This is a genomic window from Nocardioides campestrisoli, from assembly GCF_013624435.2.
Lineage (GTDB): Bacteria > Actinomycetota > Actinomycetes > Propionibacteriales > Nocardioidaceae > Nocardioides > Nocardioides campestrisoli.
Map to the genome: position 1 here is coordinate 4,100,944 of NZ_CP061768.1, position 24,908 is coordinate 4,125,851.

Consider the following 24,908-nt stretch of genomic DNA (forward strand, 5'->3'; position numbering starts at 1 on the left):
CAGACCGTATCCCCCGACCCCACCGGGCCGGGTCAGACGTGGCCGCTCAGCTGGGAGAGCCGGGTGGCCAGGGCGTCCACCATCGCGGTCGCCTGCTTGGTCGGCAGCGCGGAGCGACGGTCGCCGCCCTGGCTGGAGACGGGCAGCACGTCGACCGAGAGCCGCGCCCCGCCCGCCAGCGCGCGCAGCTCGTCGAGCTTCTCGGCGAACGGCGAGCCGCTGCCGGGCGAGTAGTAGCGCATCGCCTCGTCGACCTGCTCGGGGTAGAGGTCGGTCTTGGTCACCGCGATCACCAGCCAGACCGGCTTGTCCCGACGCACCGCCATCGAGGCGATCCGGTGCGCGGTGATCGTCCAGTCCTCCAGCTCGGCGGCGAGCTGCTCCTCCCGCGAGGCGGTCGCGGCCCCCGACGTGCCCGCCGTACGACGCGGCGTCGCGTGGCCCCACGCCACCACGTGCACCACCCCGTCGACCGGCTCGTCGTGGAAGACCTCGTCGAGCGCGCCGAGGCGGGTGGCGGCGTTGTCGCCGGGGACCACCAGGAACCGGAAGCCCTGCAGCCGCCGCGAGCGCCGGGTACGCCGCTCCATCACCGCAGAGCCGACCTCGGCGGTGCCGCCGCCGGAGGTGCGCCGGGAGAGCCGGTCGGCGAGCTGGGTCTTGCCCACCCCGGTCATCCCGGTGACGGCGACCACCGGGAAGCGGCGCCGGAAGAGCCGGCCCACCCGTTCGGGGGTCGCGGCGAGCCCGGTCAGCACCCCGCCGGCGACGGTGGCGCCGAGGGCGCTGCGCCCCGGGCCCGGCAGGCCGCCGGGCAGGATCGTCCGGAGGCGGGTGGCAGTGCGCGAGACGGGGTGCGGCACGAGGGCTCCTGGGTCGCGGCTGGCTGTCTGGCTGCTGAACTGCGCCCGAGCCTACGGTCCGGACCCACGTCGGGCACCCCTCCCGATCGGACCCTCCCCACCACACGCGGCGCCCGGCCGGTGCCCGAAGCCCCCTGCCCGCCACCGGGAGGCGGGCAGACTCGGGGCATGGCTGCTGCGCGGACGCCGAGGGTGGGACTGGTCTCCTGGGCGCTGATGGTCGCGGGGCTGGTCGTGCTGACGGCCGCACTGCCGGCCACCTGGGCGGACCGGACGCTGCTGGACACCGACCGGTTCACCGCCGCGGTGGCCCCGGTGATCGAGGAGCCGGCGGTGCGGGAGCAGGTGGCCGTCGAGCTGACCGACGCGGTCGTGGCCCGCGCCCCGCTCCTCTCGCCGGGACGGGAGCTGATCGAGGACCAGTTCGCCCGGCTGGTCGCCACCGACACGTTCGCCGACACCTGGCGGACCGCCGTACGCACCGCGCACGAGCCCACCATGGAGGCGGTACGCGGCGAGGACTCCGGCGTCGCGTTCGACCAGACCACGGTGCGGCTCGAGCTCGGGCCCCTGGTCGCGGAGATCAAGCAGCGCCTGGTCGCGGACGGCGTACCGCTGGCAGACCAGATCCCCGACGTCGACGCCTCGTTCGTGCTGGTCCGCTCCCCCGAGGTCGGCGAGGCGGTCTCGGTGGCCCGCTTCGTCGACGACTGGGCCTGGTGGCTGCTGGCCGCGAGCGTGCTGCTCCTGCTCGCCTCCGTGCTGGTGGCCCGGGCCCGGGTCCTCGGCTGGTGCGGGCTGGGAGTCGCGGTCTCCATGGGGGTGGTGCTCGCGGGCGCAGCCCTGGTGCGGGAGCGCGAGCTGGACGAGCTGCGCGACGACGGCACGTCGCCGGTGATCGCGCGCGCGGTCTTCGACGCCCTCACCCCACCTCTGGAGACCGCGGCGCTGACCGTCGGCGCCGCAGGACTCGTCGTGGCCGCCGCCTGCCTGCTCTGGGGGGTCGTCCGCGGGGGCCGGTCAGCCGGTCGGTGACGCATGGCCATGGCGACGGTTGGGCACCGATCCCGTCCCGGCGAAGGAGGAACGCATGGCTGAGCGACTCGTGGCCGACCTGGTGGTGGAGCGACTGCGCGCCTGGGGCGTCGATCGGCTCTTCGGCTACTCGGGTGACGGCATCAACCCGGTGATGGGCGCCCTGCGCCGCGCCGGCGGCGACCCTGAGTTCGTGCAGGCGCGGCACGAGGAGAACGCCGCGCTGATGGCGGTCGGGCACGCGAAGTACACCGGGGGCGTCGGGGTGATGGTCAGCACCCAGGGTCCCGGCGCGGTGCACCTGCTCAACGGCCTGTACGACGCCAAGCTCGACCACCAGCCGGTGGTGGCGATCGTCGGCCAGCAGCCCACGACCGCGCTGGGCGCGGAGTACCAGCAGGAGATCGACCTCACCAGCCTGTTCAAGGACGTCGCCGCCCAGTACGTGCAGGCGGTGCTGGCACCCGAGCAGGCGGCGATGGTGCTCGACCGCGCGTTCCGCACCGCGCTGGCCACCCGCTCGCCCTGCGTGGTGATCCTGCCGCACGACGTGCAGGCCGAGCCGGCCCCCGAGGAGCCTCCGCACGAGCACGGTGTGGTCCCGACGGCGCCTTCGTGGCGCCCACCGCGGGTGCTGGCCGCGGACGAGGACCTCGCCGAGGCCGCCGCGGTTCTCAACGCCGGCCAGCGGGTGGCGCTGCTCGTGGGCCAGGGGGCCCGCGACGCCGGCGACCAGGTCCGCGCCGTGGCCGAGCGGCTCGGCGGCGGGGTGACCACCAGCCTGCTCGGCAAGCCGTGGTGGGACGAGACGCTGCCCACCAGCTGCGGCGTGATGGGTCACCTGGGCACCACCGCCTCGGGATGGCTGATGGACCAGTGCGACACCCTGTTGGTCGTCGGCAGCAACGACCCGTGGACGGAGTTCTACCCCGCCCCAGGACAGGCCCGCGCGGTCCAGGTCGACCTCGACGGACGGCACGTGGGCAACCGCTACCCGGTCGAGGTGGGCCTGGTCGGCGACGCCGCGGAGACGCTGGCTGCGCTGCTGCCGCTGCTCGAGGAGCGCGCGGACCGGACGTGGCACGACCAGGTCGTCGACCAGGTGACGCGCTGGCACGGGGTCGCCGAGGAGCGCGCCGGCAGCGACGCGGTGCCGCTCAGCCCTGAGCGGGTGGTGCGCGCCCTGACGCCGCGGCTGCCGGCCGACGCCCAGGTCAGTGTGGACGTCGGCTCGATCACCTACTGGTACGCCCGGCACCTCACCCTGCCCCCCGGCGTCCCGGCCCACCTCTCCTCGACGCTGGCCTCGATGGGCTCGGCGCTCCCCTACGGCCTGGCGGCCAAGCTCGAGTCGCCGGACCGGCCGCTGGTGGCCCTGGCCGGCGACGGCGCGATGCAGATGAACGGCGTCGCGGAGCTGATCACGGTCGCGCACCGGTGGCGCGAGTGGGCGGACCCGCGATTCGTCGTCCTGGTGCTGCACAACCGCGACCTCGCCGAGGTCACCTGGGAGCAGCGCGAGACCGAGGGCGACCCGCGCTACGACGCCAGCCAGTCACTGCCGGACTTCCCCTACGCCGGGTACGCCGAGCTGCTCGGCCTCACCGGCATCCGGATCGAGCGCCCCGAGGAGGTCGACGCCGCCTGGGACCGCGCGCTCTCGGCAGACCGCCCCGTCGTGCTGGAGGCGGTGGTGGATCCGGACGTGCCGCTGCTCCCGCCGTTCCCGGGAGGGGAGGAGAAGCTGGAGAGCTTCCGCCGGGCGCTGGCGCAGGAGGAGGACGGCGAGCGAGCGCGGGCGCTGCTCGACGAGCAGGCCCGCCAGGAGGGGGACTGACCGGAGCTCGACGAGCGGCGCTCTGTCTGGCCCGGTCGGCTGGTCCGAGGGCGCTGAGCCTGTCGAGATCGCCGAGACTGTTCCGTCCCCGGGGTGAAGGCGACCAGACTGGTCGCCCAGAACCGAGGGAGATCGAGATGGCCAAGTACCTGCTGCTCAAGCACTACCGCGGTGGCCCGGAGCCGCTGATGGACGTGCCCATGGACCAGTGGCGGCCCGAGGAGGTCGCGGCGCACATGCAGTTCATGGGTGACTTCGCCGCCCGGCTGGAGGAGACCGGGGAGTACGTCGACGGCCAGGCGGTCGCGCCGGAGGGCGCGTTCGTCCGGTACGACGGGGAGGGCCGGCCGCCGGTGACCGACGGCCCGTTCGCGGAGACCAAGGACCTGATCGCCGGCTGGTTCGTGATCGACGTCGACTCCTACGACCGCGCCGTCGCGCTCGCCGGGGAGCTGTCTGCGGCCCCTGGCCCCGGCGGGGAGCCGATCCGGGAGTGGCTCGAGGTGCGCCCGTTCCTCTCCGCACCCCCGGTCGTCACCGAGTGAGGGGCTGACGACAGGTGCGTGCGCGGGCCTGGCGGTGAGCGGGGTGGACGAGAGCATCCTGCGGCGCCTGACCCCCGAGGTGATCGGCGTCCTGGTCCGTCGCGGGGCTGACTTCGCGGCGGCCGAGGACGCCGTACAGGAGGCGCTGGCCGCGGCGGTCCGGGTGTGGCCGGACGATGTGCCGCGGGACCCCAAGGGCTGGCTGGTCACGGCGGCCTGGCGCCGGTTCGTCGACGTGACCCGCGCCGAGTCCGCCCGCAGGCGCCGCGAGGAGGAGGTCGTCCTCCGGGCGGCGGACCCGGGACCCGTCTCGGGCCGGGACGACACCTTGTGGCTCTACTTCCTCTGCGCGCACCCGTCGCTGGCCCCGTCGTCCGCGGTCGCGCTGACCCTGCGCGCGGTCGGCGGGCTCACCACCCGGCAGATCGCCCGGGCCTACCTGGTGCCGGAGGCGACGATGGCGCAACGGATCACCCGGGCCAAGCGGGTGGTGGCCGGGCAGCGCCTGGACCGGCCCGGCGACGTGGCCACGGTGCTGCGCGTCCTCTACCTGGTCTTCAACGAGGGCTACTCCGGCGACGTCGACCTCGCCGCGGAGGCGATCCGGCTGACCCGGCAACTGGCCGCGGCGGTCGACCATCCCGAGGTCTCCGGCCTGCTGGCGCTGATGCTGCTGCACCACGCTCGCCGGGCCGCGCGCACCACCGCCACCGGCGCCCTCGTCCCGCTCGCCGAGCAGGACCGCCGCCGGTGGGACACCGCGATGATCGCCGAGGGGATCGGGATCCTCCAGGCCGCGCTGGCCAGGGACCGGCTCGGCGAGTTCCAGGCGCAGGCGGCAATCGCGGCGCTGCACGCCGATGCGCCGAGCACCGCAGAGACCGACTGGGTGCAGGTCGTGGAGTGGTACGACGAGCTCGCGCGGCTGACCGACAGCCCGGTGGTCAGGCTCAACCGCGCGGTCGCCGTCGGCGAGGCCGACGGCCCGCGAGCCGGCCTCGCCGCCCTCTCCTCGGTCGACCCCGCACTCCCCCGCCGTACCGCGGCCGAGGCCTACCTGCACGAGCGCGCCGGGGACCTCGCCCGGGCAGCGCATCTGTACGCCGAGGCGGCCAGGACGGCCTCGGCCGCCCCCGAGCGCGACCACCTGACCCGGCAGGCGGCCCGGCTCAACGCCGCGGCGCGCCCGCAGGGCGGGTGAGCCGGCGGGCCGGCGTCGGGTCAGCGCCCGGTCACCACGGGGTCACCCCTCCGGCAGGCCGGCGAAGGTCTCCTTCATCTCGCGGTACCACCCGAGCGACTTCTTCGGGTGCCGCCAGCGGCCCTTCATCTCGTCGCGGGCGGGCTGGTGGGTGGCGTCCCCGGCCTTCTCGGCGTCCTTGAGGTGCTGGTCCTGAGCGTTGATCACGTCGTCGGCGGTCTCGCCGCGGTGGGCGAGGTCGCACGGTCCGCCGAGCTGGCGGCAGGTCATGGTCTTCATCTCGGTTCCTCCTGTGTGGGTGCTTCTCCCCTCCTGACGAGCGGCGCCGGGAGGTTGTGACGGGACTCAGTCGGCTCAGGGGCTCAGGGACGCCGTACGCCGCCGTCCCGGCGCACCAACGTGGCCAGCACCTCGGGGTCCGCGCGGAAGGTGATCCGGCGGACGACGCCGTCCTCGACGGTGAAGTCGAAGAGCACCTTCGCCTCGCCGCGGTCGAACCACGCGGAGCCCGGCCGGTCGCCGACCGCGACCGGGAGCGCGGCCTGGGCTGCGCCGTTGAAGAACTCCGCCACCGCCTGCCGGCCGGAGATCCGCTCCGGTGTCCCGACCAGCAGGGCCGCGTCGTCGGCGGTGACCTCGACGTCGGGGGCGAGCAGCCGAAGCAGCCGGTCGAAGTCAGCTTCCCGGGCGGCCGCCATGAAGGCGTCGACCACCTCCCACTGGGCCAGCGTGTCCTCAGGGACGGGCTGGCGCACCTTGGCGCGGGCCCGGGAGGCGAGCTTGCGGGCGGCGGCCGGGGTGGTGTCGAGGACGGCGGCGACCGCGGCGAACTCGAAGCCGAAGGTGTCGTGCAGGACGAACGCGACCCGCTCGGCCGGGGTGAGCCGGTCGAGCACGACCTGGAGCGCCACCCCGACGGTGTCGGAGAGGGCCACCTCGTCGGCGGGGTCCGGCGCGCTCCCTGCCGACCGGGCCTCAGCCTCGAGCTCGGCCTCGACGTCGGCCACCGGCACCGGGGTCCGCGCCTTCAACCGGTCCAGGCAGAGCCGGGTGGTCACGGTGGTGAGCCAGGCCGGCAGGCTCTCGATCTCCGCGCGCTCGGCTCCCTCGTCGCGGGTCAGGTGGCCGTGCAGCCGGAGCCAAGCCTGCTGGACGACGTCCTGTGCCTCGTCCGCGTCGCCCAGCAGCCGGGTCGCCAGCGCCACCAGCCTCGGCCGTTCGGTCTCGAACTCGTTCCCCTCGTGCTCCCCGTCCATCGCCCCTCCCTCGGTGCCCTCTCATCATGGCTGACGATCCGGACCCGGGGGATGTGACCGCACAACGCAGATCGGCCCGCCCCCCAAGGGGGACGGGCCGACCTTCCGGACCGCTCAGGCCTCCGCGCGTGCCTCCGCGTGGGCGACCTTGCGCGAGTGGGCGAGACCGAGCAGGCCCAGGACCAGGAACAGTGCAGCTCCCACGTAGGCGGCGATCGCGGCGTAGCCGGCGATGGTGCCCATGGTGGCGAAGGCGAAGCCGTAGAGCAGCAGGCCACGCAGGGTGTTGCCCTGGAACAGCGACTCCCGCAGGTCCATCCAGGCCTGGGCCTCGGCGACCTCCTCCTCGGTGGCGTCAGCGTTCTCGGCGACCGCAGCCATCTTCTCCCGGCCGATGCTCGAGGCCTCCTCGTAGGTGACCGGCTCACCGTCGTTGAGCGCCGCGCCCTGACCGTTCATGTGCGCCTGGATGTAGTGGTCGGCGTACGCCCGGGCCGCGGGACCGTTGTCCAACTTCTGGCCAGCGAACTCCTCCAGCGCCTCCGCGTCGTCCTTGCTGATCCCACCCGAGGCGACCTGGCCGTCGATGGCCTCCTGGGTCGGCATCACGATGTCCTGGGCGGAGAACTGCTCCTCCACCTGGTTGCCGATGAACACGTTGGCCCAGGTCATCAACCCACCAGCCACCACCAGCACCACCGCCAGCAGCAGACCGATCCCGGACAGAACCTTGTCGAGCGTCGCGCGCATCACATTCTCCTCTTCATCCATCCGACCGGCCGGCCCACTGTCGGCTGATCAAGTACTACGTACCGTAGTAGATAACTACTACGTTGTGTCGTAGAAAGGCCGGTTCCGGGCTGTGAACCCGATCACAGCAGCCCCAGTCACTCACGAACACCCCCACTTACCCAATCCCGGGTACGGCGTGCCGCCCACGGATCGTCGGCAGCACCAGCACGTGCACCTCAAGCCCCTCGTCGTCGGCGTCCCGCAGCCAGGCCGGGCGCGTCCGGTCGACCTCCTCCCAGCCGGTGCTGCGGTAGAGGGCCAAGGCGGACTGCTGGGCGGAGAGCACCTCGAGGCACGGACGGAGGCCGTCGGCCAGGATGTCGGCCAGCACGGTCTTGACGAGCCGGCGCCCGACGCCGTGGCCCCGCACGCCCTCGGCCACGAAGAGCGTCCTGACCCAGGCCAGCTCCTCCACGTCACAGCCGTGCGCCTCGGCGCAGCGGGCGTTCATCGCCTCCACGTCCGGGGATCCGGCTCCTGGTCCGGTGCGGCAGACGTGACCGACGAGCCGGCCGTCGAGCTCCGCAGTCCACGCCCGGACGGCGTCGTCGGCGTGCAGGAACTCCTCCACCGGCACCGGGAGCGGGTCGCGGAACGGGTAGCGGCTCCCCGCCTGCTGAGCGAGGAGGATCTCGGCCAGGGCAGGGACGTCCGCGGGACGACGCGCCCGGATGGTCAGGGCCCGTCCCGGGAGCGATCGCGCGGTCATGCCCGGGACCCTACGGCGAGCGCGTCAGGCGGCGAGCGAGGCGAGCAGGCCGCCGAGCATGAACGCGACGATCACCGCCACCAGCGCGCCGGTGGAGAACGACGGGATGAACCGGCGTACGCCGGTCGGCGCGTACGCCCCGTGGTACTGGTGCGTGAGGGCATGTCCCTTGCCGCGCTGCAGCAGCCACCGGTTCACCGGGTACGCCGCGAAGAAGGCCACGCTGAGCGCCAGCATCATCGACAGCCAGAACACCGGGTTGTCGAGTCCCGCGTCCATCGCACCGGGGACCAGCGCCATCACCGCGTTGTCGACGACCTCCATCACTGCGATCGACAGCGTGTCCGCGGCCAGCACCACGGTGAGGGCAGCGCCGACGGCGAGACCGGACCTGAGCAGCGGCAGCGTGGAGAGCGTGTAGCCGAAGAGGAAGGCCAGGGCGACGGCCACCACGATGGTCCAGCCGGTCGCGAGACCCGCCGCGGTGCCGATCACCAACCCGAGGATCTCGCCGATCGCGCAGCCGGTGAGGCAGTGCAGGGTGGCGCTGGCCGCCATGGCGTCGACGCCACGCCGTCCGTGGCCCGCGTGTTCCACGTGGCCAGCGTGCTCGACGTGACCTGCGTGCTCGCCCTGGCTCACCGCTCAGCCCAGGCTGTCGAGCAGCTCCCGGCACGCACGCTCGCACAGCGCACAGGCCTCGGCGCAGACCCGGCAGTGCTCGTGCATCTCGGCGTGCGAGGCGCACTCGTCCCCGCACACCCGGCAGGCGGTCGCGCACGCCTCCAGCAGCGCCCGGAGCACGGCGACGTCGGCGCCCGTGAGCCGGGTGAGCACCTGACCGGTCGCGAGGCACACGTCGGCGCAGTCCAGGTTCTTGCGGATGCAGGTGGTGAGCTCGGCGACCATCTCCTCGCTCAGGCAGGCGTCCGCGCACGCGGTGCAGGTCTGGGAGCACTCGAAGCAGGCCGCGATGCAGGCCGCGAGCTTGTCCCGGTCGAGGGTGAGGTCCTGAGGGTGGGTGTCCATCATCTCCGTGTGGGTCATGCGCCCTCCGTGCCCGGACGCCCCAGGAGGCATGCCGGCTGCGCCGGCGCCCTCAGGAACCCACCCTCAAGACTCCGCTGTCAGGAGATCTTCGCGGCGCCCTCGGCCTCGACCCGCTCGTCGTGCAGGAGCTCGCCCTCGGCGTCCACCGGGATCACCGTGACGGTGAACGTGATCGGCGACCCGGCCTGGTAGCGGAAGTTGTCACCGTAGGAGATCTGCTGGCCCTCGCCGAAGGGGTAGACCCCCGGGTCGCGGAAGGAGCCGGCGGCGAAGGCCGTCTCGTTGACCTCCTGCTCGGCGAAGAGGTCGAGGTCGGTGATCGAGTCCATGCCCTGCATGTAGGGCCAGTCGTCGTACTTGGGGTCCACCTTGACGCCGCTGGCCCCCAGGTCGATCGTGTCGCCGTTGTTGGTGATGACGTAGTTGACGAAGACGATCTCGTCGCCCTCGGCGATGATCGGCTTGTTGGTCTCGGGGTCGGCGAAGAAGCCGCTCTTCGTCGCCTTGGTGGTGCTGACCTGGTAAACGTCGACCGTCACATCGCCGGCCTCGATCGTGGTGAGCTTCTCGCCGGGGGTGCTCACGGGGTTCGCCCAGTCGGGCGAGTCGCCCGACGACGCCTCGGGGGCCTCCCCGGCGGCGTCCTCGGACGGCTCCGTGTCCTCCTCGGTCTCGGTCGGCTCCACGCTCTCGCTCGGCGACGACTCGGACGTCGACTCCGTGGCCTCCTCGGCCTCGGAGTCGTCCGAGCAGGCGCTCAGGCTCAGCACGGCGAGCGAGGCGACTGCGGCGAGGGCGAGACGGGTGGAGGGACGACGGGTGCGGGTGCGCATGGACTTCCTTTCCTCGGGATCCGATCGACGTACGCCGATCTGGGTACAGCCCTTCCCGGGGACGGCCGTCGCCAACCACCGAAGGGCCACCGGGCTAGACCGGTGGCCGTCGTCGTGCTCCGGCTCAGCTCTCCAGCGGGCGCGCCGGGTCCGCGGTCCAGGCGTTCATCGACCCGTCGTAGACGGCCACGTCGTTCCGGCCCAGCTCGGCCAGCGCCAGCGCCGCCGCGGTGGCCGCGATGCCGCCGCCGCAGTACGTGACCGGTCGACGTCCGGCGTCCAGGGCGCCGACCGAGGCGAAGAGCTCGCGCAGCTCCTCGACCGGCCGCAGCCGCCCCTCGGCGTCGACCAGCTCCGCGAACGGCACGTTGACGCTGCCGGGGATGTGACCGCGGGCGAAGTCGTCGCGCCCCAGGGCGTTGATCAGCAGCACACCGGGCTCCTCGCCCGCCTCGACCACCGCCTCGACCTCGGCGGTGGAGCGGATCCGCTCGGGCCGGCGTCGCGCGGTGAAGGTCGCGGCGGGATAGGTCTCCACGCCGGCGGAGGTGTCGAGGCCGGCGGCCCGCCAGGCGGCGAGCCCGCCGTCGAGCACGGAGACGCGGTCGAAGCCCTCCAGGCCGAGCTGCCACCACAGCCGGGTGGCCCAGATGCCGTTGACGGAGTCGTAGACGACGACGTGGCTGTCGTCGCCGACACCCGCCTCGCCGAGCACCTGCGCGAACCGCTCGGAGGGAGCCGCGGCGAACGGCGCCTCGCCGTCGGGGTCGCTGAGCCCGCCGATCAGGTCGACGAAGGCGGCCCCGGGCACGTGCTCACGTTCGTACGCCGCCCGGCCGGACTCGACGTGGGCCCCGTGCTCGTCGAAGCTCAGGTGGACCGTCGCGTCCAGCACGCGCACCTGCGGGTCGCCCAGGTGCTCGCTCAGCCACTCGACGTCGACGTGCTGAGGGGTCTGCTCGGTGCCGGTCATGGACGTCAACGCTACCCGCGGTGCCGTTCGTGGACGCTCAGCAGCGCCTGCTCGACCTGGTCGACCGGCACCGGCTTCGTCAGCCCGGCGGAGTCCAGGAGCGCGACCGAGGTGAACAGCCCGTCCCGGCACATCTGGCCGGTCACGCCCTGCGGCTCCTGCTCGGTCGGGACCACCGTGATCACCGCCGGCTCGTCGAAGGAGTGACCCTGCATCTCGAGCAGGGCGGTGAACATCTCGCACGCCTTCCCGGGCTCGATGGCGCGGCCGGACTGGACCAGGGCGGCGCCCTCACGCAGCTTGTCCAGGTCCTTCTCGTCCTGGAACAGGCCGGCCTCCTCGACGAGCCGAAACGCCTCGGGCAGGGCGCGGACCCACTCAGAGGACGACGCGGCGATGACCTGCACGAAGCCGCCCTGCTCCCGGGGCCACTGGCAGTCGGGGAGCCCACCGGTGGTGCCCGGCACGCCGGTGTCCACCGCACCGCCCGCCACCTGCTCGACCTCGGCGTCGGTGAGCAGGTCGCAGGAGCCGTCGCTCACCGCCTCGGCGAGCGTTGCGCCGTCGAGCTCGTCGGACGTGGCCCCCTCCGCCTCAGGGGACGCGGTCGCGGTGACGCTGGGGCTGGCCGAGGGACCGCTGTCCGAGGCGCTGTCCGCCTCGGAGGTGGAGCTCCCACCGCCGCAACCGACGAGGAGCAGACAGGACGCGAGGGGCAGAAGAAGTGGGCGGCGCACCGGCGGATGGTTTCACACCACAAATGAGAGACGCTGCAGGTGTCTCGGGTCACCTGCAGCGTCTACGACAATCATGCCGCACCTTGCGGGCCGTTGTCCTCGGATTCGAAGAATTTTCTTCGACTTCTCTGGCTTCTCCGGCCATCTTCAGGGCATCGGCTGCCGCAGGCTCAGGGTCGGCCCGCGGAGTCCATCGCCTCGGCGTAGCTGGCCGCCCAGCCGAACGCCATCGCGCCGATCAGCGTGACCTCGTCGTGGTCCTCGGGGACCTGGCTGCCGACGAGCCAGTGCTCGTGGTCCTCGACCCGGTTGATCAGCTCGCCCACGACGCCCTCGCGCCGGAAGGCGGCGGCGGTGAGCTCCTCGCCCACCTTGATCTGCTCCTCGACCTCGGCGGAGGGCACACCCAGCAGGATGTGCAGGGCCGAGAGCAGCCCGGCGGTGAACGCGAAGGGCGCGTCGACGCCGCGGCTGCGCGCGAGCAGCTCGCACATCCGGCCCCGGACGAGGGCGGTGACCAGCGCGTCGCTCGGCCGGTGGCAGTGACGGCTCAGGATCACCAGCGCCGCCCACTGCCGGAGCCGGGTGGTACCCATGACGACCAGCGCCTCGCGCAGGCTGCGCACCTCGCGGCGCAGACCGCCGCCCGCGCCCGACGAGGCCATGTTGAGCAGCTGCACGATCAGCGCGGGGTCGCCGCGCAGGACGTCCTCGATCCGGTCGAGGTCGAGGTCCTCGCTGAGCAGCTCCACGCTGAGCTGCACCTGCGAGAGCGGCAGCGGCGCGCTGGCGGACCCGCTGGTCGTCTCGTGGACCCGCACGGCGCGGCCGATGAAGAGGTCGAAGCCGACCGCCTGGGCCCAGGCGAACTCAGCCTCGGTGTCACACCCGGCGGCGACGCGCTCCAGGTCGGCGTCGGCGTACTCCCCGGCGACGTCCATGACGTCGGCGGGCTCGCCCGACTTCAGGTCGATCTTGACCAGGTCGGCCAGCGCCAGCAGCGCCTCGCTCTCCTCGGTCCACGCGGTGTGCTCGACCATGATCATGAACCCGGCCCGCTTGTGGCTCCGGACGGCGTCGAGCAGCTCGGTGTCGACGTCGCCGGTCGGCACCTCGAGCACCGTCCTGCGCGGGGGCAGGGACAGTCGCGTCTCGCTGACCAGCACTGCCCGGTCGACGGCGCAGAAGAGCATGCCCTCGCCGACGACGGGGGCGAGGTCGACGTCGACGGAGGCGAGCAGGCTCGACACCGTGACCACCGCCTGACCGGGGTCGGCCGGAGCCTCGGTCAGCGGGTCGCGCGTGGTGCGGTTGACCAGCTCGAAACCGATGACCCGGCTGGTGCCGTCCACGACAGGGACTCGAGCCACGACGACGGCGTCCAGCACGGGAGCCTCGTCCAACGGGTCGATCATGGGGGGATCAGTCCTTCTCTCCTGCGGCCTCACCGAGCTGGGGCTCTGCTCCGGGATCGTATGTCGACTCCCCCGTTCGGCGCAGGAGAATGAACGCCGAAGACGGGGGTCGCCACGCAGACCTCCGGCAACGCCCCCCGACCCTGGGCAAACGTCCCGACACGTGCCTACGGTGGGTCGCAGGAGGCAGACATGTGCCGCTGGCTCGCGTACTCGGGATCGCCGATCCTCCCCGAAGACCTGCTCTTCGAGCCGGTCAACTCGTTGGTGGTCCAGAGCAAGCACTCCCAGATGGGTGCGGAGTCGGTCAACGGCGACGGCTTCGGGCTGGGTTGGTACGGCGCTCGCGGTACCCCCGGCCGGTACCGCAGCACCGAGCCGGCGTGGAACGACCTGAACCTGCGCGAGATCTCCGCGCAGGCACCCTCGGGACTGATCTTCGCCCACGTCCGGGCGACCAGCGGGAGCCCGGTGCAGCAGACCAACTGCCATCCCTTCCGGCACGGGCGCTGGCTGTGGATGCACAACGGCGGCATCGCCGACTTCGCCGCGGTGAAACGGGACCTGACGCTGGCCGTCGATCCGGCCCTGTTCCCCCAGATCGCCGGCTCCGCCGACTCCGAGCTCTTCTTCTACCTCGCCCTGACCTTCGGGCTGGAGGAGGACCCGCCCGCCGCGGTGGCCCGCGCGGCGGGGCTGATCGAGGAGACCGCGGCACGACGAGGCGTCGAGAACCCGCTGCAGATGACGGTGGCCACCACCGACGGCGAGACCACGTGGGCCTTCCGCTACGCCAGCGACGGGAACGCCCGCTCGCTGTTCCACAGCACCGACGTCGACACGCTCAGGCACCAGCACCCGGACCACCCGGTGCTGCACGACCTGTCCCCCGACTCGCGGATCGTGGTCTCCGAGCCCCTCAGCGACCTGGCCGGAGCCTGGCGGGAGATCCCGCAGTCGACCTGCGTCGTGGTCAGGGCCGGGCGCGAGGAGGAGCGCGAGTTCAGGCCGACACGCCCCTGAGCGGTTTGCGCCGGCGGGAGAGGGGTAGACCGCTCCCACCTACACCAGCGCTCGGGGGACACCGAGCTGGACAGAAACGAGTCGCACGTTGAACAAGACGACACGCATCCTCCTGGGAACGGTGACCAGCCTCGCGCTGGTCACGCCCACCGTCGGCCTGGCCGGCGCCGCGCACGCTTCGGGTGAGTCCCAGACCCAGGCAGCCCAGACCCAGGCGGCGGAGAGCAAGGCCAAGCCCAAGAAGAAGAAGAACAAGAGCAAGAAGCAGAAGCTCGCGATCTCGGCCAAGAAGGGCTACGTCCACTTCGGCCTGACCACCGACACGGTGACCGTCAAGGCCAAGGGCCGCAAGGGCAAGGTCACGTTCGCCATCGACGGCGTCGACGCCGGCACGGTCAAGCTGAAGAAGCGCAAGGCGACCCTGACCATCCCGGCGACCCTCGCCATCGGCGAGCACGTCGTGACGGCCAAGGTCAAGAAGCACAAGACGGCCAAGATCAAGATCGTCTCGCACAACACCACGATGACGCTGGCCACCACGGCGGTCACGGTCAACCGCGCGACCTACGACGCCCCCAACATCACCGGCCAGCTGCTCTACAAGGGCGCCGTCGCCACCACGGGCTGGGTCGACGCCTACCTCGACGACGGATCGCTGACCATCGGCTCGGACTCGCCCGACCTGCTCGGCGTGCACTCGGTCAAGGCGGACGGCTCGTTCCAGCTCTACACCCACGACTTCTTGGAGTTCCCGCCCGGGACGTACACGATGAAGGCCTTCTTCGAGTACGACGCGGGGTTCGACGAGTACCTCTTCGGCACCCCGATCACCGTCACCGTGATCTGAGCTCGACCTCTGGCGACGGCCTCGTCCACCACGGACGGGGCCGTCGTCTTCCCCCGAGGCGGTGCTTCGCCGCTCGTTGACGCGCTCTGCCGGATGATGTCGGCATGACGAACACCTCCGGCATCAAGCAGCTGCGCCTCGTGGTCGAGGCGGCGGACTACGACCAGGCCCTCGCCTTCTACCGCGACGTTCTCGGCATGACCGAGGTCGCCGCCTTCGCCGAAGGGGACGACGACCGGGTGGCGATCCTGGACGCCGGTCGGGCCACCCTCGAGATCGCCAGCCCGGCCCACAAGCGGATGGTCGACCGGGTCGAGACCGACGGTTTCGTGGGCTCGTCGGTGCGGGTGGCGCTCGAGGTCGACGACGCGGCGGCCGTCACGGACGCCGCCACCGCGGCGGGTGCCGAGCTGGTCGCGGCCCCCACCGAGACGCCGTGGCGTTCCTTGAACTCTCGCCTGCGCGCCCCCGCGTCCCTGGAGGTCACCTTCTTCCAGGAGCTGGAGGAGCCCGACCAGCGCACCGTCCGGGACGCCCCGCCCACCTCGGGGTGACGGCGCTAGCAGGGGAGCCCGGCGTACGCCGTCACAGGTCGAGGAGCAGCACCCGGTGGTCCGAGACCTCGGGCTGCGCGCCGATCTCGCTGTCGGGCAGCACGTTGAGGTCCCCGCAGACCACCACCACGTCCTCGGGCTCGCGCATGGAGTCGACGACCTCGGCCAGCCGTTCAGCCTGCGCCAGGTAGGCCGCCAGAGCCTCGTACATCGCGCCGCCCCAGGCGTTCACCGACAGGATCCTCACGGGGCCATCCTGGCGAGCGCGCCGGCAGACCCGCCGCCTTCCCTGCCGCCTAGGGGAGCCGGACCACCTTGAACGCGCGCTTCTTGCGGTCGACGGTGAGCTTGATCGTGACCGTCTTGGTGGCGTTGACGGTGAGGACGATCCGCCAGCGCCCCTTGCTGATCCTCTTCGCCTTGGTGGCCTTGACCCCGCGGGGCAGCCGGGCGAGTACCGGCTTGGTCCTGGCCTTGATCGTGAGGGTCAGCCTCTTGCCCTTGGCGAGCTGCACATCCTTCGCGCCGCTCGGTGCGCCGCCGGTGATCGTGATGGGCCCGGTGACGACCGGCGCCGGCTGCGGCGTGGCCGTAGGAGGGGTCGGCGTGCCGGTCGGCGGTGGAGTGGTGACTGGAGGCGGGGTCACCGGAGGCTCGGCGACAGGTGGCCCGGTCACCGGGGGCTCGCTGCCCGGGGGCGTCGGGGGCTCCGGCGGCGTCGATCCGGGCAGCCGCAGGGTCCTCGTCGAGGCGCGGCTGTTGCCCGCCCGGTCCACGGCCGTCGCGGTGTAGGTGACCGTGCCGTCGGGTGCCACCGTGTGCGAGACCTCGCACGTCGCCACTCCCGAGACCAGGTCCGACGCGAGGCACTCACCGTCCGGAGGCGTGCCCTCGTACGTCCCGGAGTCGGGAAGACCGACGACGGCTACGGTCGGCGGCGTCCGGTCCAGGGAGACGGTCACCGTCGCGGTGGCGTGGGCTCCCTCGGCGCTGAGGAACTCCTCGGTGATCTCCATGTCCCGGCCGTCGGTCTCGACGGTCCTGGTGGCCGGGCACCAGTCGATCGTCGCGATGCCCTCGACCGTGCAGGCGTACGAGACGGTGACCGGCTCGCGGTACCACCCGGTGGCCGTGGGCCGCTCCGGGTGGACGGTCGCGGTCATCGTGGCGGGCTTCTGCGTCAGGTGGGGCGACGTGCTCTCGTCGTGCTGCGGGTCGCCTGCATAGCGGGCGGTGTAGAGATGCCCGGGCACCCGCTTTCCTGGGACGACCACCTGACCGTCGACGAGCGGGTAGGAGCCGAGGTTGGTGATCGACTCCAGCCAGGGGGCGCCGGGCTCGATCTTCTGGACGTGGACGGTCCCCGTCGGGACGGGAGTCGGGAGGACGCCGGCCTCGGACCGGACCGTTACCCGGATCCCGTCACGTTCGAGTCTGACCTCCGTGTTCGTCAACCACTTCCTGCCCCGCACGAGGAAGCCGTCCGCGGCCGGCGCGAACCGGTGCGCGTCGTCGGGCACGAAGGTGGCGGAGACCTCGCGCGGCTCGAGCGACGTGATGGCCAGGCTGCCCGTGAGCGAGCTGGCTCGGGTCGTGGTCGTCGAGCCGTCGATGGTCAACGACAGGACGCCGGCGGGGATGCCACGCGGGCTGGACACCGCGGCGCGCATGGTCAGCGTGTCGCCGACGAAGTCTCCACCTCCGCTCCTCCCGAGGTCGAGGGTCACCGGCACCTGCGTGACGGCGAAGGACTGTGTCGCGGTGGCACCGGTCCGGCCGTCGATCGCCTGGAGGGCGCACGTCCCCTGGGCCAGCGCCGTGACCACGGTGCCCTCGACTCCGCAGAGGGCAGGCGTCTGTGCGGTCACGGTGAGCCTGGCCGCCGGCTCGGACGCCTCGACCACGACTGTGTGGGAGTCGCCGACGTGGAACGGCCCGGGCGGCGGGGACGCGAACGTGACGGTGGGCGTGGTGGTACGGGTGTAACGGTCGATCTGGCCGGAGCCGGAGACGGCCGGGCCGGCCATCGAGTCCCCCACCGGATCGGTGAGGGCGCGGAAGGAATTGGAGAACACCGTGGCGCCCGCGTCCATGCGCACCCGGATGAGACCGTCCCGGCCGGTGCGCTCCACGCTGAGCGTGCCCGCGGCGGGGGTCGCGACCGACCCGATCGGAGAGATCCTGCGGACCTCGAACTCCCAGTTCACGATCTCGACGTGCTCGAACTGAGAGAAACCCGCAGGACTCGAGGGCGTGCCCCACGGACGGCTCAAGAAGACCGCCTCGCCGTTGCCATCGGCGTCCAGGTTCAGCACCGCCCCGATGCGGGCCAGGTCGTCGTGCCACGAGTGCGGCATGTCCAGGCTGATCGCGTACCGGTTGGTGACGGTGGGTCTCAGGGCGGCGTGGACCCGGTCGTCCGCTCCCGGCGCGACGACCCGGCCGCCCGCGATCGCGGGGGCCAGGAGGGAGCCCGGCGAGGTCCAGCCGTTGCCGAGGGCCCCGTCCGCACGCTCGAAGTCGTCGGCGAAGGAGAGTGCCTCCGCGGGGATGGCGTCCGGGAGCGCCTGTGCGGCCGGCGTGGCGAGCAGACCGGCCGTCAGGCCGGTCACCCCCACGAGGAGGGCCAGCAGTGGCGAGACGAACCGGGTCGTACGAAGCCGCATGAGATCCCCTGACGGTGGTGGAGTGCGGGCGCACGCGCAGGTACGCCCCAGATCCCCCGGCGCGGGCGAACCTAGCCAGCGCGGGGCGCCGGCGCAGCGGAACGCGAGAGAATTTGCTCAGCTCCCTCTCGGGTGATGGTGCCTGCTCTCCGGTGCAGGTGCCTGTCGGCACTCACCAGGGGATCGGCCCGTCCTCGTTGAAGAAGGAGCCACGCGGGCCGTCCTCGGGCAGGGTCGCCAGCCGGATCGCGACGGCAGCGCCCTGCTCGGCGGTGCGCTCGCCGTAGTGGCCGGTGAAGTCGGTCGCCACGAGCCCGGGACAGGCCGCGTTGACGATCACCTTCGTGTCGGTCAGCGCGCGGGCGTACTGGGCGGTGATGCTGTTCAGCATCGTCTTGGAGGGCGCGTACGCCGCCATCTGCGGTCCGGTCTGCAAGGTCAGCGAGCCCATGTCGCTCGAGATGTTCACGATGCGCGGCGCGTCGGAGCGGTGCAGCAGTGGCAGCATCGCGTTGGTCACCCGGACGACGCCGAACACGTTGGTGTCCAGGACCGTCTGCAGCACGTCGAGGTCGAGGGTCGTCGGGTCCTGGGCCCCGCCGTCGGTGCGTCCCCCGATGCCGGCGTTGTTCACCAGCACGTCCAGCCCTCCGACCTCGGTCTCCAGGAGCTTCGCCGCCGAGGCGACGCTGTCGTCCGAGGTCACGTCGAGGGCCACCCCGAAGGCGTCCACACCGCGACGGAGCAGGGCCTCGACTGCAGCCTGGCGGCGCGTCTCGTCGCGCGCGCCCACTCCGACGCGGAACCCGAGCGCCCCGAGCCCGTGCGCGACCGCCAACCCGATCCCCTTGTTGGCCCCGGTCACCAGCGCGACTCCCCGAGGCTCTCGCGCGGCTGTCGTGTCGGTCGGTGCGGTGCTCGTGCTCACGTCGTCTCCTTCGTCGACACGCGCGCCAGGTGGCACGCGTACGACGTCAGGCTCTCCTGCCGCGGCGGCCGTCGTCCAAGACCGTTTCGCACCGCTCAGATACCGTCCGGGTATCACTGGCGGGAGGGGACGCGACGTGACCGACCTGGAGACGCGCGAGCTGCGGTACTTCCTCGCGGTGGCCGACGAGCTGCACTTCGGTCGTGCCGCCGAGCGGCTGGGCATCTCCCAGCCGCCGCTGTCCCGAGCGATCAGGCACCTGGAGGACCGCCTCGGCGTGGCCCTCTTCGAGCGGAACCGGCGTGGCGTCACGCTCACCGACGCTGGCAGCGTCCTGCGGGATGAGGCCGGTACGGCGCTCGACGCCGTGCGCGCGGCTGCCCGGCGTACCCAGCGCGCTGCCCGTCGCGAACGCCCCCTGGTGCTCGCCTCGAAGGCGGGAGCCTCCCACGACCTGCTCACCGCGCTGGTCGAGGCGCACGCGGCGAAGCCCGGCGTCGCCCACGTCGAGGTGCTGCTGTGCGAGGTGGGTGAGCAGGCCGGCCTGCTGCGCACGGGAGCCGCGGACGTCGCCTTGATGCACCGTCCCTACGACGACCTCGCGGGATTCGACACCGAGGACCTGCTCACCGAGGGGCAGGTCGCGATCGTCCCGGGCAAGCACCCGCTCGCCTCCTGCGACCAGCTCACCCTCGCCGACGTCCAGGACGTCCCCGACCTCCCGATCGCCCGCTGGCCACGGCTGGACGGCAGCTATCCCGCGGGTCACGGGCCTGAGGTCCGCACCCAGTCGCAGTTGGCTCAGCTGGTCGCGCTCGGCAGGACCCTGCTCGTCATCCCGGCGTCCAGCCGGGCCTGGCAATGGCCCGAGCACGTCGCGGTGCCGGTGATCGACGCACCTCCGGCCACCACCGTGATCGCCTGGCCGTCGGCCAGCAGGTCTCTCGACGTGGCAGCCCTGGTGCGCACGGCCAGCGAGCTCACCGCTCGGCTCCCCCCTGGGTTACCTAGTACGCGCGCTCCACGGTGACATCGACCGTGCCGGTGCCCTGGCCGCCGGGGCGCAGCAGCAGGAACGTGGGCGCCTGCTCGGTGCCGGCGGAGGTCGGCAGGTCGTGCTCCTGGCCGGGTCCGATCGTCGAGCCGAAGAAGTCCCCGCACCCGTGGCCGCTGTAGGCGCCGCAGAAGCTCAGGTACGTCGGGTGGAAGGTCAGCCGCCAGCGCTCCAGGGTCGCTGAGTCGACAGCCACGCGCTGAGGGCCGGAGGTGGGCGCCATCCGCGCCACCAGCCACTGGCCGGGGGTGTCGACCACGAAGGGGGTCGTCACCGGCGCCCCCTCCCCCGGCGGCGGCAGCGTGCCGAGGGACTTGGTGCTGCGCAGTCCGTAGGAGAGCTTCGGTCGCACTGCGCCGGTGGCCAGGGTGACGACCTGCTGGGGCCCTCCCTCACCGGTGAAGAGCGCGTCGGGGAACGAGGTGGGAGCGGTCGCGGCGAGGATCCGCGACCGGACCTTGTCGGCGGTAGCGCCGCCAGGGAGAGCCGCGACCTCCTGCACCAGGGTCCGTGCGGGCAGCTCGACCGTGCTCACCAGCAGGCCGGAGCGCCCCACGCGCTGGCCGGGACCGTCCAGCTGCCCCTTCGCGGTGCGGCCCTTCAGGAGGTGAGCCGAGCCGCCGCCCGTCGTGTAGAAGTGCACCGGCCGGCCGGCACGGACAGGGGCCTTGGTGGTGTTGCGCAGCGAGTCCCCCCTCTCGGCCAGCGGCGGGCTGCCCGCGACCAGGGCGACTGCCGACGTCGCCAGGTACGGCCCCTCGTTGGCCAGGTACGTCTCACTGGAGTCACCCGCCACGTGGACCGCGCGCCAGCGCACACCCTTCGCGCCGGACAGGCGCGCGGCCCAGGAGCCCTTGCGCGGCATGGCAGCGGTGACCCACCAGCCGTACCCGCGGCGACTGGGCAGCGCCACCTTCTTGCCGGGCACGAGGCGGGCCTCGCGGAGCTTGACCAGCTGGAGCCTCGCCTCGCGGCTGCGGTTGCGCAGGGTCAGGGTGAACCGACCGCTGGCCGGCAGGCGCCACCTGGAGTACTTCTCGGCCGGCACCGTCCGTCCGAGCCTCCGGCTCCCCGTCGAGACGTTGAGCCGGGCTTCGGTGACGACGTGGCCCTGGCTCTCCAGCCGGACCAGGTCACCGCGCCTGCCGGTGAAGGTCAGGTGGATCCGGGCGCCGGAGGCCTTCGACACCTTGATCGGGCCCCGTCCGTACGCCGTCTCGACCCAGCGCTCGGGCGCCGGGCGCGCCTGCGTCCCGTCGGGGGCCGGCGCGGCGGCCCCGGCCGTCCCGGGTGAGAGCAGCGCGCCCATTAGCGCCGTCGTGGTCAGGAGCGCGGCTCGGTGGTGTCTTCTCGCGGTCACTCTGGTCTCCCCCGGTGGTTCGGTGGTGTCCGAACGCACCACCGTTCTCCGACCGTGCCCCGCTGGGCGGGACCCAAACTCCCCGAAATGGGGTGAGACTCAGGCCCGCGAGACCAGCGGGGCCACCCGCGGGGGCTCTAGGCGGAGACGCGCTCGGCCTGGGCGAGCAGCTCGGTGAGACCGGCGACGTCGACCTCCGCGCCGTACGCCGGCTGGTCGCGGTCGAAGCGCCAGCCCTCGGCGAGCGGGCCGACGTCGACGACGTCGTAGCCGATCCCGTCGACGAGCGCGCCCACCTTGGCCTTCGCCGCGGCGTCGTCACCGGCCATCGGCAGCGCACGACGACCGGCGGTGCCGGCGGGGACGCCCTTCGTGGCGAGGTGGTCGGCCTGGATGGCGTTGAACAGCTTCACGACCCGCGACTGCGGCAGGTGGGCCTGGAGGACCTCGCTCGGCGTGGTCTGGCCGGCGTCGATCTCGGCGACGTGGCCGTCGCGCTCGAAGTAGTAGTTGTTGGTGTCGATGACGACCTTGCCGGCCAGCGGCGCCACCGGCACCTGGTCGACGGCCAGGAACGGCACTGACACGACGACGACCTCCCCGGCCTTGGCCGCCTCCTCGGAAGTGGCGGCGCAGGCTCGCTCACCGATCTCCGACACGAGGTCCGCGAGCGTCTCGGGCCCGCGCGAGTTGCTGACGACGACGTCCTGACCCTGGGCCGCGAACAGCTTGGCCAGGGTGCCGCCGATGTTGCCGCTGCCGATGAAGCCGATGGTTGTCATAGAGGGCCAACGGCCGCTACAGCCGCGTTGTTCCGCCGGGCGGCTGCTCTCCTGCCGTGCACGTCGGGACGCGTTGAAGCGTCTACGTGCTGGCTCGTGAGCGTCGGCGGCTGGGGCGCGACGTCGTCTGACCCTGACCCTGGCCCGACCGGTGCCGGTGTCGAGAAACCAGCACTTCCCAATTCCTTGATGCCACTTAGGCGAGCAAGCGGTAATATGGGGACTCTTGTTCCTGGTGAGGAGAAAGTGTGGACACCGCCCCCAAGCCCGCCTGGCCCAGCGTCACGCGTGAAGAGCGACCGTGGACGACCAACCCCGACCAGGTCGGGGCCGACGGCGCACGGCCCACCCGGCCCGAGCGGATGATGACGGCGATCACCGTCCAGGTCCCGGCCCGCATCGCCGAGGCAACCGTCGAGGTCTCCACCGACACCGTCGCACTCATCGAAGCCGCCGCCGTCGCCCTGACGCGCCTGCAAGCCCGCGCCGAACACCTCGCCGGACTCAGCGAGCTGCTGGTGCGCACCGAGGCTGTGGCAACCTCGAAGATCGAACGCATCTACGCCGACATGGACGACCTCGCGCGGGCCACCGTCGGCGCCCAGGCCGCCACCAGCGCCGGGTCGACCATCGCCGCCGCCCAAGCACTCACCGCGCTCACGGCCTCCACCGACGGAGGCAAGCCGCTCACCGGCGCGGCGGTCCTCGCCGCTCACCAGCGCCTCCTAGGCGATGACCCCGCCGAACGCGACTACGCCGGTGCGTACCGCACCATGCAGAACTGGGTCGGAGGTTCCGACCTCACCCCGTACGGTTCCGCGCACGTCCCGCCCCCGCCGCGCTTCGTCGCCCCGCTCATGGACGACCTGCTCGCCTTCGCGAACCGCGACGACCTCAGCGCCGTGGCCCAGGCCGCGGTCGTGCACGCCCAGTTCGAGGCGATCCACCCGTTCACCGACGGCAACGGCCGTGTCGGTCGCGGCCTCATCGGAGCCGTGCTGCGCCGCCGGGGCCTGACCCGCAGCGTCACCGTCCCGGCCGCCGCAGCAATGCTGGCCGACGTCGACACCTACTTCGACCACCTCCTCGGCTACCGGGAAGGAGACGCCGACTCTATGGTCGCCTACCTGGCCAGGGCCGCGATCGGCGCAGCCGAGGCCGCCGAGGAGTCCGCCGGACACCTCGCCGCACTGCGGCCGGAGTGGATGGAAGCAGTGAAGCCGCGCAAGAACTCCGCGGCCCACAAGATGATCGAAGGCCTTCTGCGCTCACCGATCCTCGACATCGAACGTGCCCTGGCCCTCACCGGCGCCGCGAAGGGCCGCACCTACGAAGCCCTCGACCGGCTCAGCGAAGCGAAGGTGCTCGCCGAGATCAGCCACGGCTCGCGCAACCGCATCTGGGTCGCCAGCGACGTCATGACCGAGACGCGTGAGTTGGAGGAGCGCATCGGAGTGCGCACCAAGCCGTCGAAGCGCTGGACCTGACCTGACCGGTGCTGGATCGAGATCGAACGCTCTCCGCGGTCCACCCTCAGAAATGCGGGTGGCGTAGGTCTGCGTAGGCGCTTACGGACTGCTTCCCTCGGCCCGCCTCACGGCACGTAGAACGAGTCGTTCAGGTCTCGCCCGACCAACCAGATCAATCCGCGCCCAGAGCCGGGGTTCGTCTGCTCGGCCAAGGCATCGTCGTACACGAGTGCAACCCCGTAAGTCAGGTCAGAACCCGCCCGCGCGGCGGCCCAGTTGATCACCTGCACCACGTCTCCGCCGATCACGTCGTACGTGGCCGTGGAGTGCGACCGGCGCGAGTCTCCTGGGGTCTGCAGATAGACGCGGAATCGCGGGGTGGTCGATTCCCAATGACTGTCCCGTTCGTCGACGAGGACGATCTGCATGTCCAGCTCCTCCACGTGCCCAGCGTCGCACGATCTGCCGCAAGCCAGGAGGCGATCAGCTCGGGCGGGCTCCCCGCGCTCGAGCGGCGTGCAGGCACAACAGCCCTCCGAGGACGAACCACGGCTCCACGGCGACCAGCAGGTACGGCGGCATCGGGCGATCAGGCGGCAGCAGGGCCAGGGACAGCAGCCCGACGGCGCCTCTGATCAGCAGCAGCACGCCGGTGACCTGCAGCGCGCGGCGCCAGCCGGGGAAGTAGGTCTGGGGGCGCAGCATCAACCAGCCGCACAGGAGGGCAGCGACCACCGAGGCCAAGCTGACGCCCCGGTTGTAGGCGGCGAACCAGGCGGTCTCCAGCGCGGCGTCAGCCACCCGCTCTCCGTTCCGAGACCGCGACGGCCGCCGAAGGCCCAGTAGAGGTGCGGCATGGCGAACAGCGCCGACCACACGGCCAGGGCGCCGTACGTCATGCGGACGGCCCGGCCCGGCACACTGCGGTTCACCCTCGGTGATTGCGGTGGGTTCACGCTCACCCCATCCATGATGACGG

27 protein-coding genes are annotated in these 24,908 nt (G+C 72.3%); 9 read left to right on the forward strand and 18 right to left on the reverse strand.

Translation table 11 applies throughout. The annotated features are described in order from the left end of the window. Positions 1 to 32: 32 nt before the first annotated feature. Positions 33 to 863 carry an AAA family ATPase gene (locus H8838_RS19400; protein ID WP_219924567.1) on the reverse strand — a complete coding sequence of 277 codons (831 nt, stop codon included), beginning with the start codon at positions 861 to 863 and terminating at the stop codon, positions 33 to 35. A gap of 168 nt (positions 864 to 1,031) precedes the next feature. Between H8838_RS19400 and H8838_RS19405 the strand changes: the two genes are divergently transcribed. The 4 genes from H8838_RS19405 to H8838_RS19420 all read left to right on the forward strand — a co-directional run bounded on the left by H8838_RS19405 (position 1,032) and on the right by H8838_RS19420 (position 5,481). Continuing rightward, on the forward strand, positions 1,032 to 1,898 hold the full coding sequence (locus tag H8838_RS19405; RefSeq protein ID WP_185994259.1) for a hypothetical protein: 867 nt from the start codon (positions 1,032 to 1,034) through the stop codon (positions 1,896 to 1,898). 55 nt (positions 1,899 to 1,953) lie between these two features. Beyond that, positions 1,954 to 3,735, forward strand: coding sequence for a thiamine pyrophosphate-requiring protein (locus H8838_RS19410; protein WP_185994258.1), 1,782 nt, complete (start codon positions 1,954 to 1,956; stop codon positions 3,733 to 3,735). A 137-nt stretch (positions 3,736 to 3,872) separates the two neighbouring features. Next, positions 3,873 to 4,280, forward strand: coding sequence for a YciI family protein (locus H8838_RS19415; protein ID WP_181313219.1), 408 nt, complete (start codon positions 3,873 to 3,875; stop codon positions 4,278 to 4,280). A 43-nt stretch (positions 4,281 to 4,323) separates the two neighbouring features. After that, a complete protein-coding gene (locus H8838_RS19420; RefSeq protein ID WP_185994257.1) occupies positions 4,324 to 5,481 on the forward strand; it encodes an RNA polymerase sigma factor in 1,158 nt (385 codons plus the stop codon). Positions 5,482 to 5,523: 42 nt separating this feature from the next. Here H8838_RS19420 and H8838_RS19425 read toward each other — a convergent pair whose 3' ends face one another. The 10 genes from H8838_RS19425 to H8838_RS19470 form a co-directional block, all read right to left on the reverse strand. Then, a complete protein-coding gene (locus H8838_RS19425; RefSeq protein WP_185994256.1) occupies positions 5,524 to 5,760 on the reverse strand; it encodes a hypothetical protein in 237 nt (78 codons plus the stop codon). Positions 5,761 to 5,843: 83 nt separating this feature from the next. Continuing rightward, complete coding sequence (locus H8838_RS19430; RefSeq protein ID WP_185994255.1) at positions 5,844 to 6,737, reverse strand: sigma-70 family RNA polymerase sigma factor; 894 nt, start codon at positions 6,735 to 6,737, stop codon at positions 5,844 to 5,846. Positions 6,738 to 6,851: 114 nt separating this feature from the next. Next, a complete protein-coding gene (locus H8838_RS19435) occupies positions 6,852 to 7,487 on the reverse strand; it encodes a hypothetical protein (protein ID WP_185994254.1) in 636 nt (211 codons plus the stop codon). A 157-nt stretch (positions 7,488 to 7,644) separates the two neighbouring features. After that, a complete protein-coding gene (locus H8838_RS19440; protein ID WP_185994253.1) occupies positions 7,645 to 8,238 on the reverse strand; it encodes a GNAT family N-acetyltransferase in 594 nt (197 codons plus the stop codon). Between the two features lie 24 nt (positions 8,239 to 8,262). Then, a complete protein-coding gene (locus H8838_RS19445; protein WP_224766272.1) occupies positions 8,263 to 8,835 on the reverse strand; it encodes a DUF4396 domain-containing protein in 573 nt (190 codons plus the stop codon). Between the two features lie 48 nt (positions 8,836 to 8,883). After that, positions 8,884 to 9,285 carry a four-helix bundle copper-binding protein gene (locus H8838_RS19450; protein ID WP_181310146.1) on the reverse strand — a complete coding sequence of 134 codons (402 nt, stop codon included), beginning with the start codon at positions 9,283 to 9,285 and terminating at the stop codon, positions 8,884 to 8,886. 80 nt (positions 9,286 to 9,365) lie between these two features. Beyond that, the gene (locus H8838_RS19455; RefSeq protein ID WP_181310145.1) at positions 9,366 to 10,121 is read right to left on the reverse strand and encodes a hypothetical protein; all 756 of its coding nucleotides are present in this window, start codon (positions 10,119 to 10,121) and stop codon (positions 9,366 to 9,368) included. A 124-nt stretch (positions 10,122 to 10,245) separates the two neighbouring features. Further along, entirely contained in the window at positions 10,246 to 11,094 is an 849-nt protein-coding gene (locus tag H8838_RS19460) for a sulfurtransferase (protein ID WP_185994252.1), read from the reverse strand. A gap of 11 nt (positions 11,095 to 11,105) precedes the next feature. Then, on the reverse strand, positions 11,106 to 11,831 hold the full coding sequence (locus H8838_RS19465) for a DUF3558 domain-containing protein (RefSeq protein ID WP_185994251.1): 726 nt from the start codon (positions 11,829 to 11,831) through the stop codon (positions 11,106 to 11,108). A gap of 170 nt (positions 11,832 to 12,001) precedes the next feature. Beyond that, on the reverse strand, positions 12,002 to 13,246 hold the full coding sequence (locus H8838_RS19470) for an EAL and HDOD domain-containing protein (protein WP_181310142.1): 1,245 nt from the start codon (positions 13,244 to 13,246) through the stop codon (positions 12,002 to 12,004). Positions 13,247 to 13,438: 192 nt separating this feature from the next. On the opposite strand from H8838_RS19470, the gene H8838_RS19475 reads away from it, so the two are divergent. The 3 genes from H8838_RS19475 (at position 13,439) to H8838_RS19485 (ending at position 15,670) form a co-directional block, all read left to right on the forward strand. Beyond that, a complete protein-coding gene (locus H8838_RS19475; protein WP_185994250.1) occupies positions 13,439 to 14,269 on the forward strand; it encodes a class II glutamine amidotransferase in 831 nt (276 codons plus the stop codon). 88 nt (positions 14,270 to 14,357) lie between these two features. Beyond that, entirely contained in the window at positions 14,358 to 15,116 is a 759-nt protein-coding gene (locus tag H8838_RS19480; RefSeq protein ID WP_181310140.1) for a hypothetical protein, read from the forward strand. Between the two features lie 104 nt (positions 15,117 to 15,220). Beyond that, positions 15,221 to 15,670: a VOC family protein gene (locus tag H8838_RS19485; RefSeq protein ID WP_181310139.1), complete on the forward strand. Its 450-nt coding sequence runs from the start codon at positions 15,221 to 15,223 to the stop codon at positions 15,668 to 15,670. Between the two features lie 31 nt (positions 15,671 to 15,701). Here the strand turns inward: H8838_RS19485 and H8838_RS19490 are convergent, their stop codons facing one another. The 3 genes from H8838_RS19490 to H8838_RS19500 all read right to left on the reverse strand — a co-directional run bounded on the left by H8838_RS19490 (position 15,702) and on the right by H8838_RS19500 (position 19,264). Next, a complete protein-coding gene (locus H8838_RS19490) occupies positions 15,702 to 15,917 on the reverse strand; it encodes an endonuclease/exonuclease/phosphatase family protein (RefSeq protein WP_185994249.1) in 216 nt (71 codons plus the stop codon). A gap of 49 nt (positions 15,918 to 15,966) precedes the next feature. Then, positions 15,967 to 18,336, reverse strand: a complete 2,370-nt coding sequence (locus tag H8838_RS19495) for a hypothetical protein (protein WP_185994248.1) — start codon at positions 18,334 to 18,336, stop codon at positions 15,967 to 15,969. A gap of 172 nt (positions 18,337 to 18,508) precedes the next feature. After that, positions 18,509 to 19,264 carry an SDR family oxidoreductase gene (locus H8838_RS19500; protein WP_224766273.1) on the reverse strand — a complete coding sequence of 252 codons (756 nt, stop codon included), beginning with the start codon at positions 19,262 to 19,264 and terminating at the stop codon, positions 18,509 to 18,511. Positions 19,265 to 19,400: 136 nt separating this feature from the next. Between H8838_RS19500 and H8838_RS19505 the strand changes: the two genes are divergently transcribed. After that, positions 19,401 to 20,294: a LysR family transcriptional regulator gene (locus H8838_RS19505; RefSeq protein ID WP_185994246.1), complete on the forward strand. Its 894-nt coding sequence runs from the start codon at positions 19,401 to 19,403 to the stop codon at positions 20,292 to 20,294. Here H8838_RS19505 and H8838_RS19510 read toward each other — a convergent pair. Further along, the gene (locus H8838_RS19510) at positions 20,272 to 21,627 is read right to left on the reverse strand and encodes a hypothetical protein (protein ID WP_185994245.1); all 1,356 of its coding nucleotides are present in this window, start codon (positions 21,625 to 21,627) and stop codon (positions 20,272 to 20,274) included. The two genes, H8838_RS19505 and H8838_RS19510, sit on opposite strands and share 23 nt — an antisense overlap. A 188-nt stretch (positions 21,628 to 21,815) precedes the next feature. Beyond that, entirely contained in the window at positions 21,816 to 22,460 is a 645-nt protein-coding gene (locus H8838_RS19515) for an NADPH-dependent F420 reductase (RefSeq protein ID WP_185994244.1), read from the reverse strand. A 248-nt stretch (positions 22,461 to 22,708) separates the two neighbouring features. On the opposite strand from H8838_RS19515, the gene H8838_RS19520 reads away from it, so the two are divergent. Next, positions 22,709 to 23,947 (forward strand): Fic family protein, encoded by a 1,239-nt coding sequence (locus tag H8838_RS19520; RefSeq protein ID WP_185994243.1) that lies wholly within the window; start codon positions 22,709 to 22,711, stop codon positions 23,945 to 23,947. A gap of 107 nt (positions 23,948 to 24,054) precedes the next feature. Here H8838_RS19520 and H8838_RS19525 read toward each other — a convergent pair whose 3' ends face one another. After that, positions 24,055 to 24,372, reverse strand: a complete 318-nt coding sequence (locus H8838_RS19525; protein WP_181310132.1) for a hypothetical protein — start codon at positions 24,370 to 24,372, stop codon at positions 24,055 to 24,057. A gap of 40 nt (positions 24,373 to 24,412) precedes the next feature. Next, a complete protein-coding gene (locus H8838_RS19530) occupies positions 24,413 to 24,730 on the reverse strand; it encodes a hypothetical protein (protein ID WP_181310131.1) in 318 nt (105 codons plus the stop codon). Positions 24,731 to 24,908: the final 178 nt, after the last annotated feature.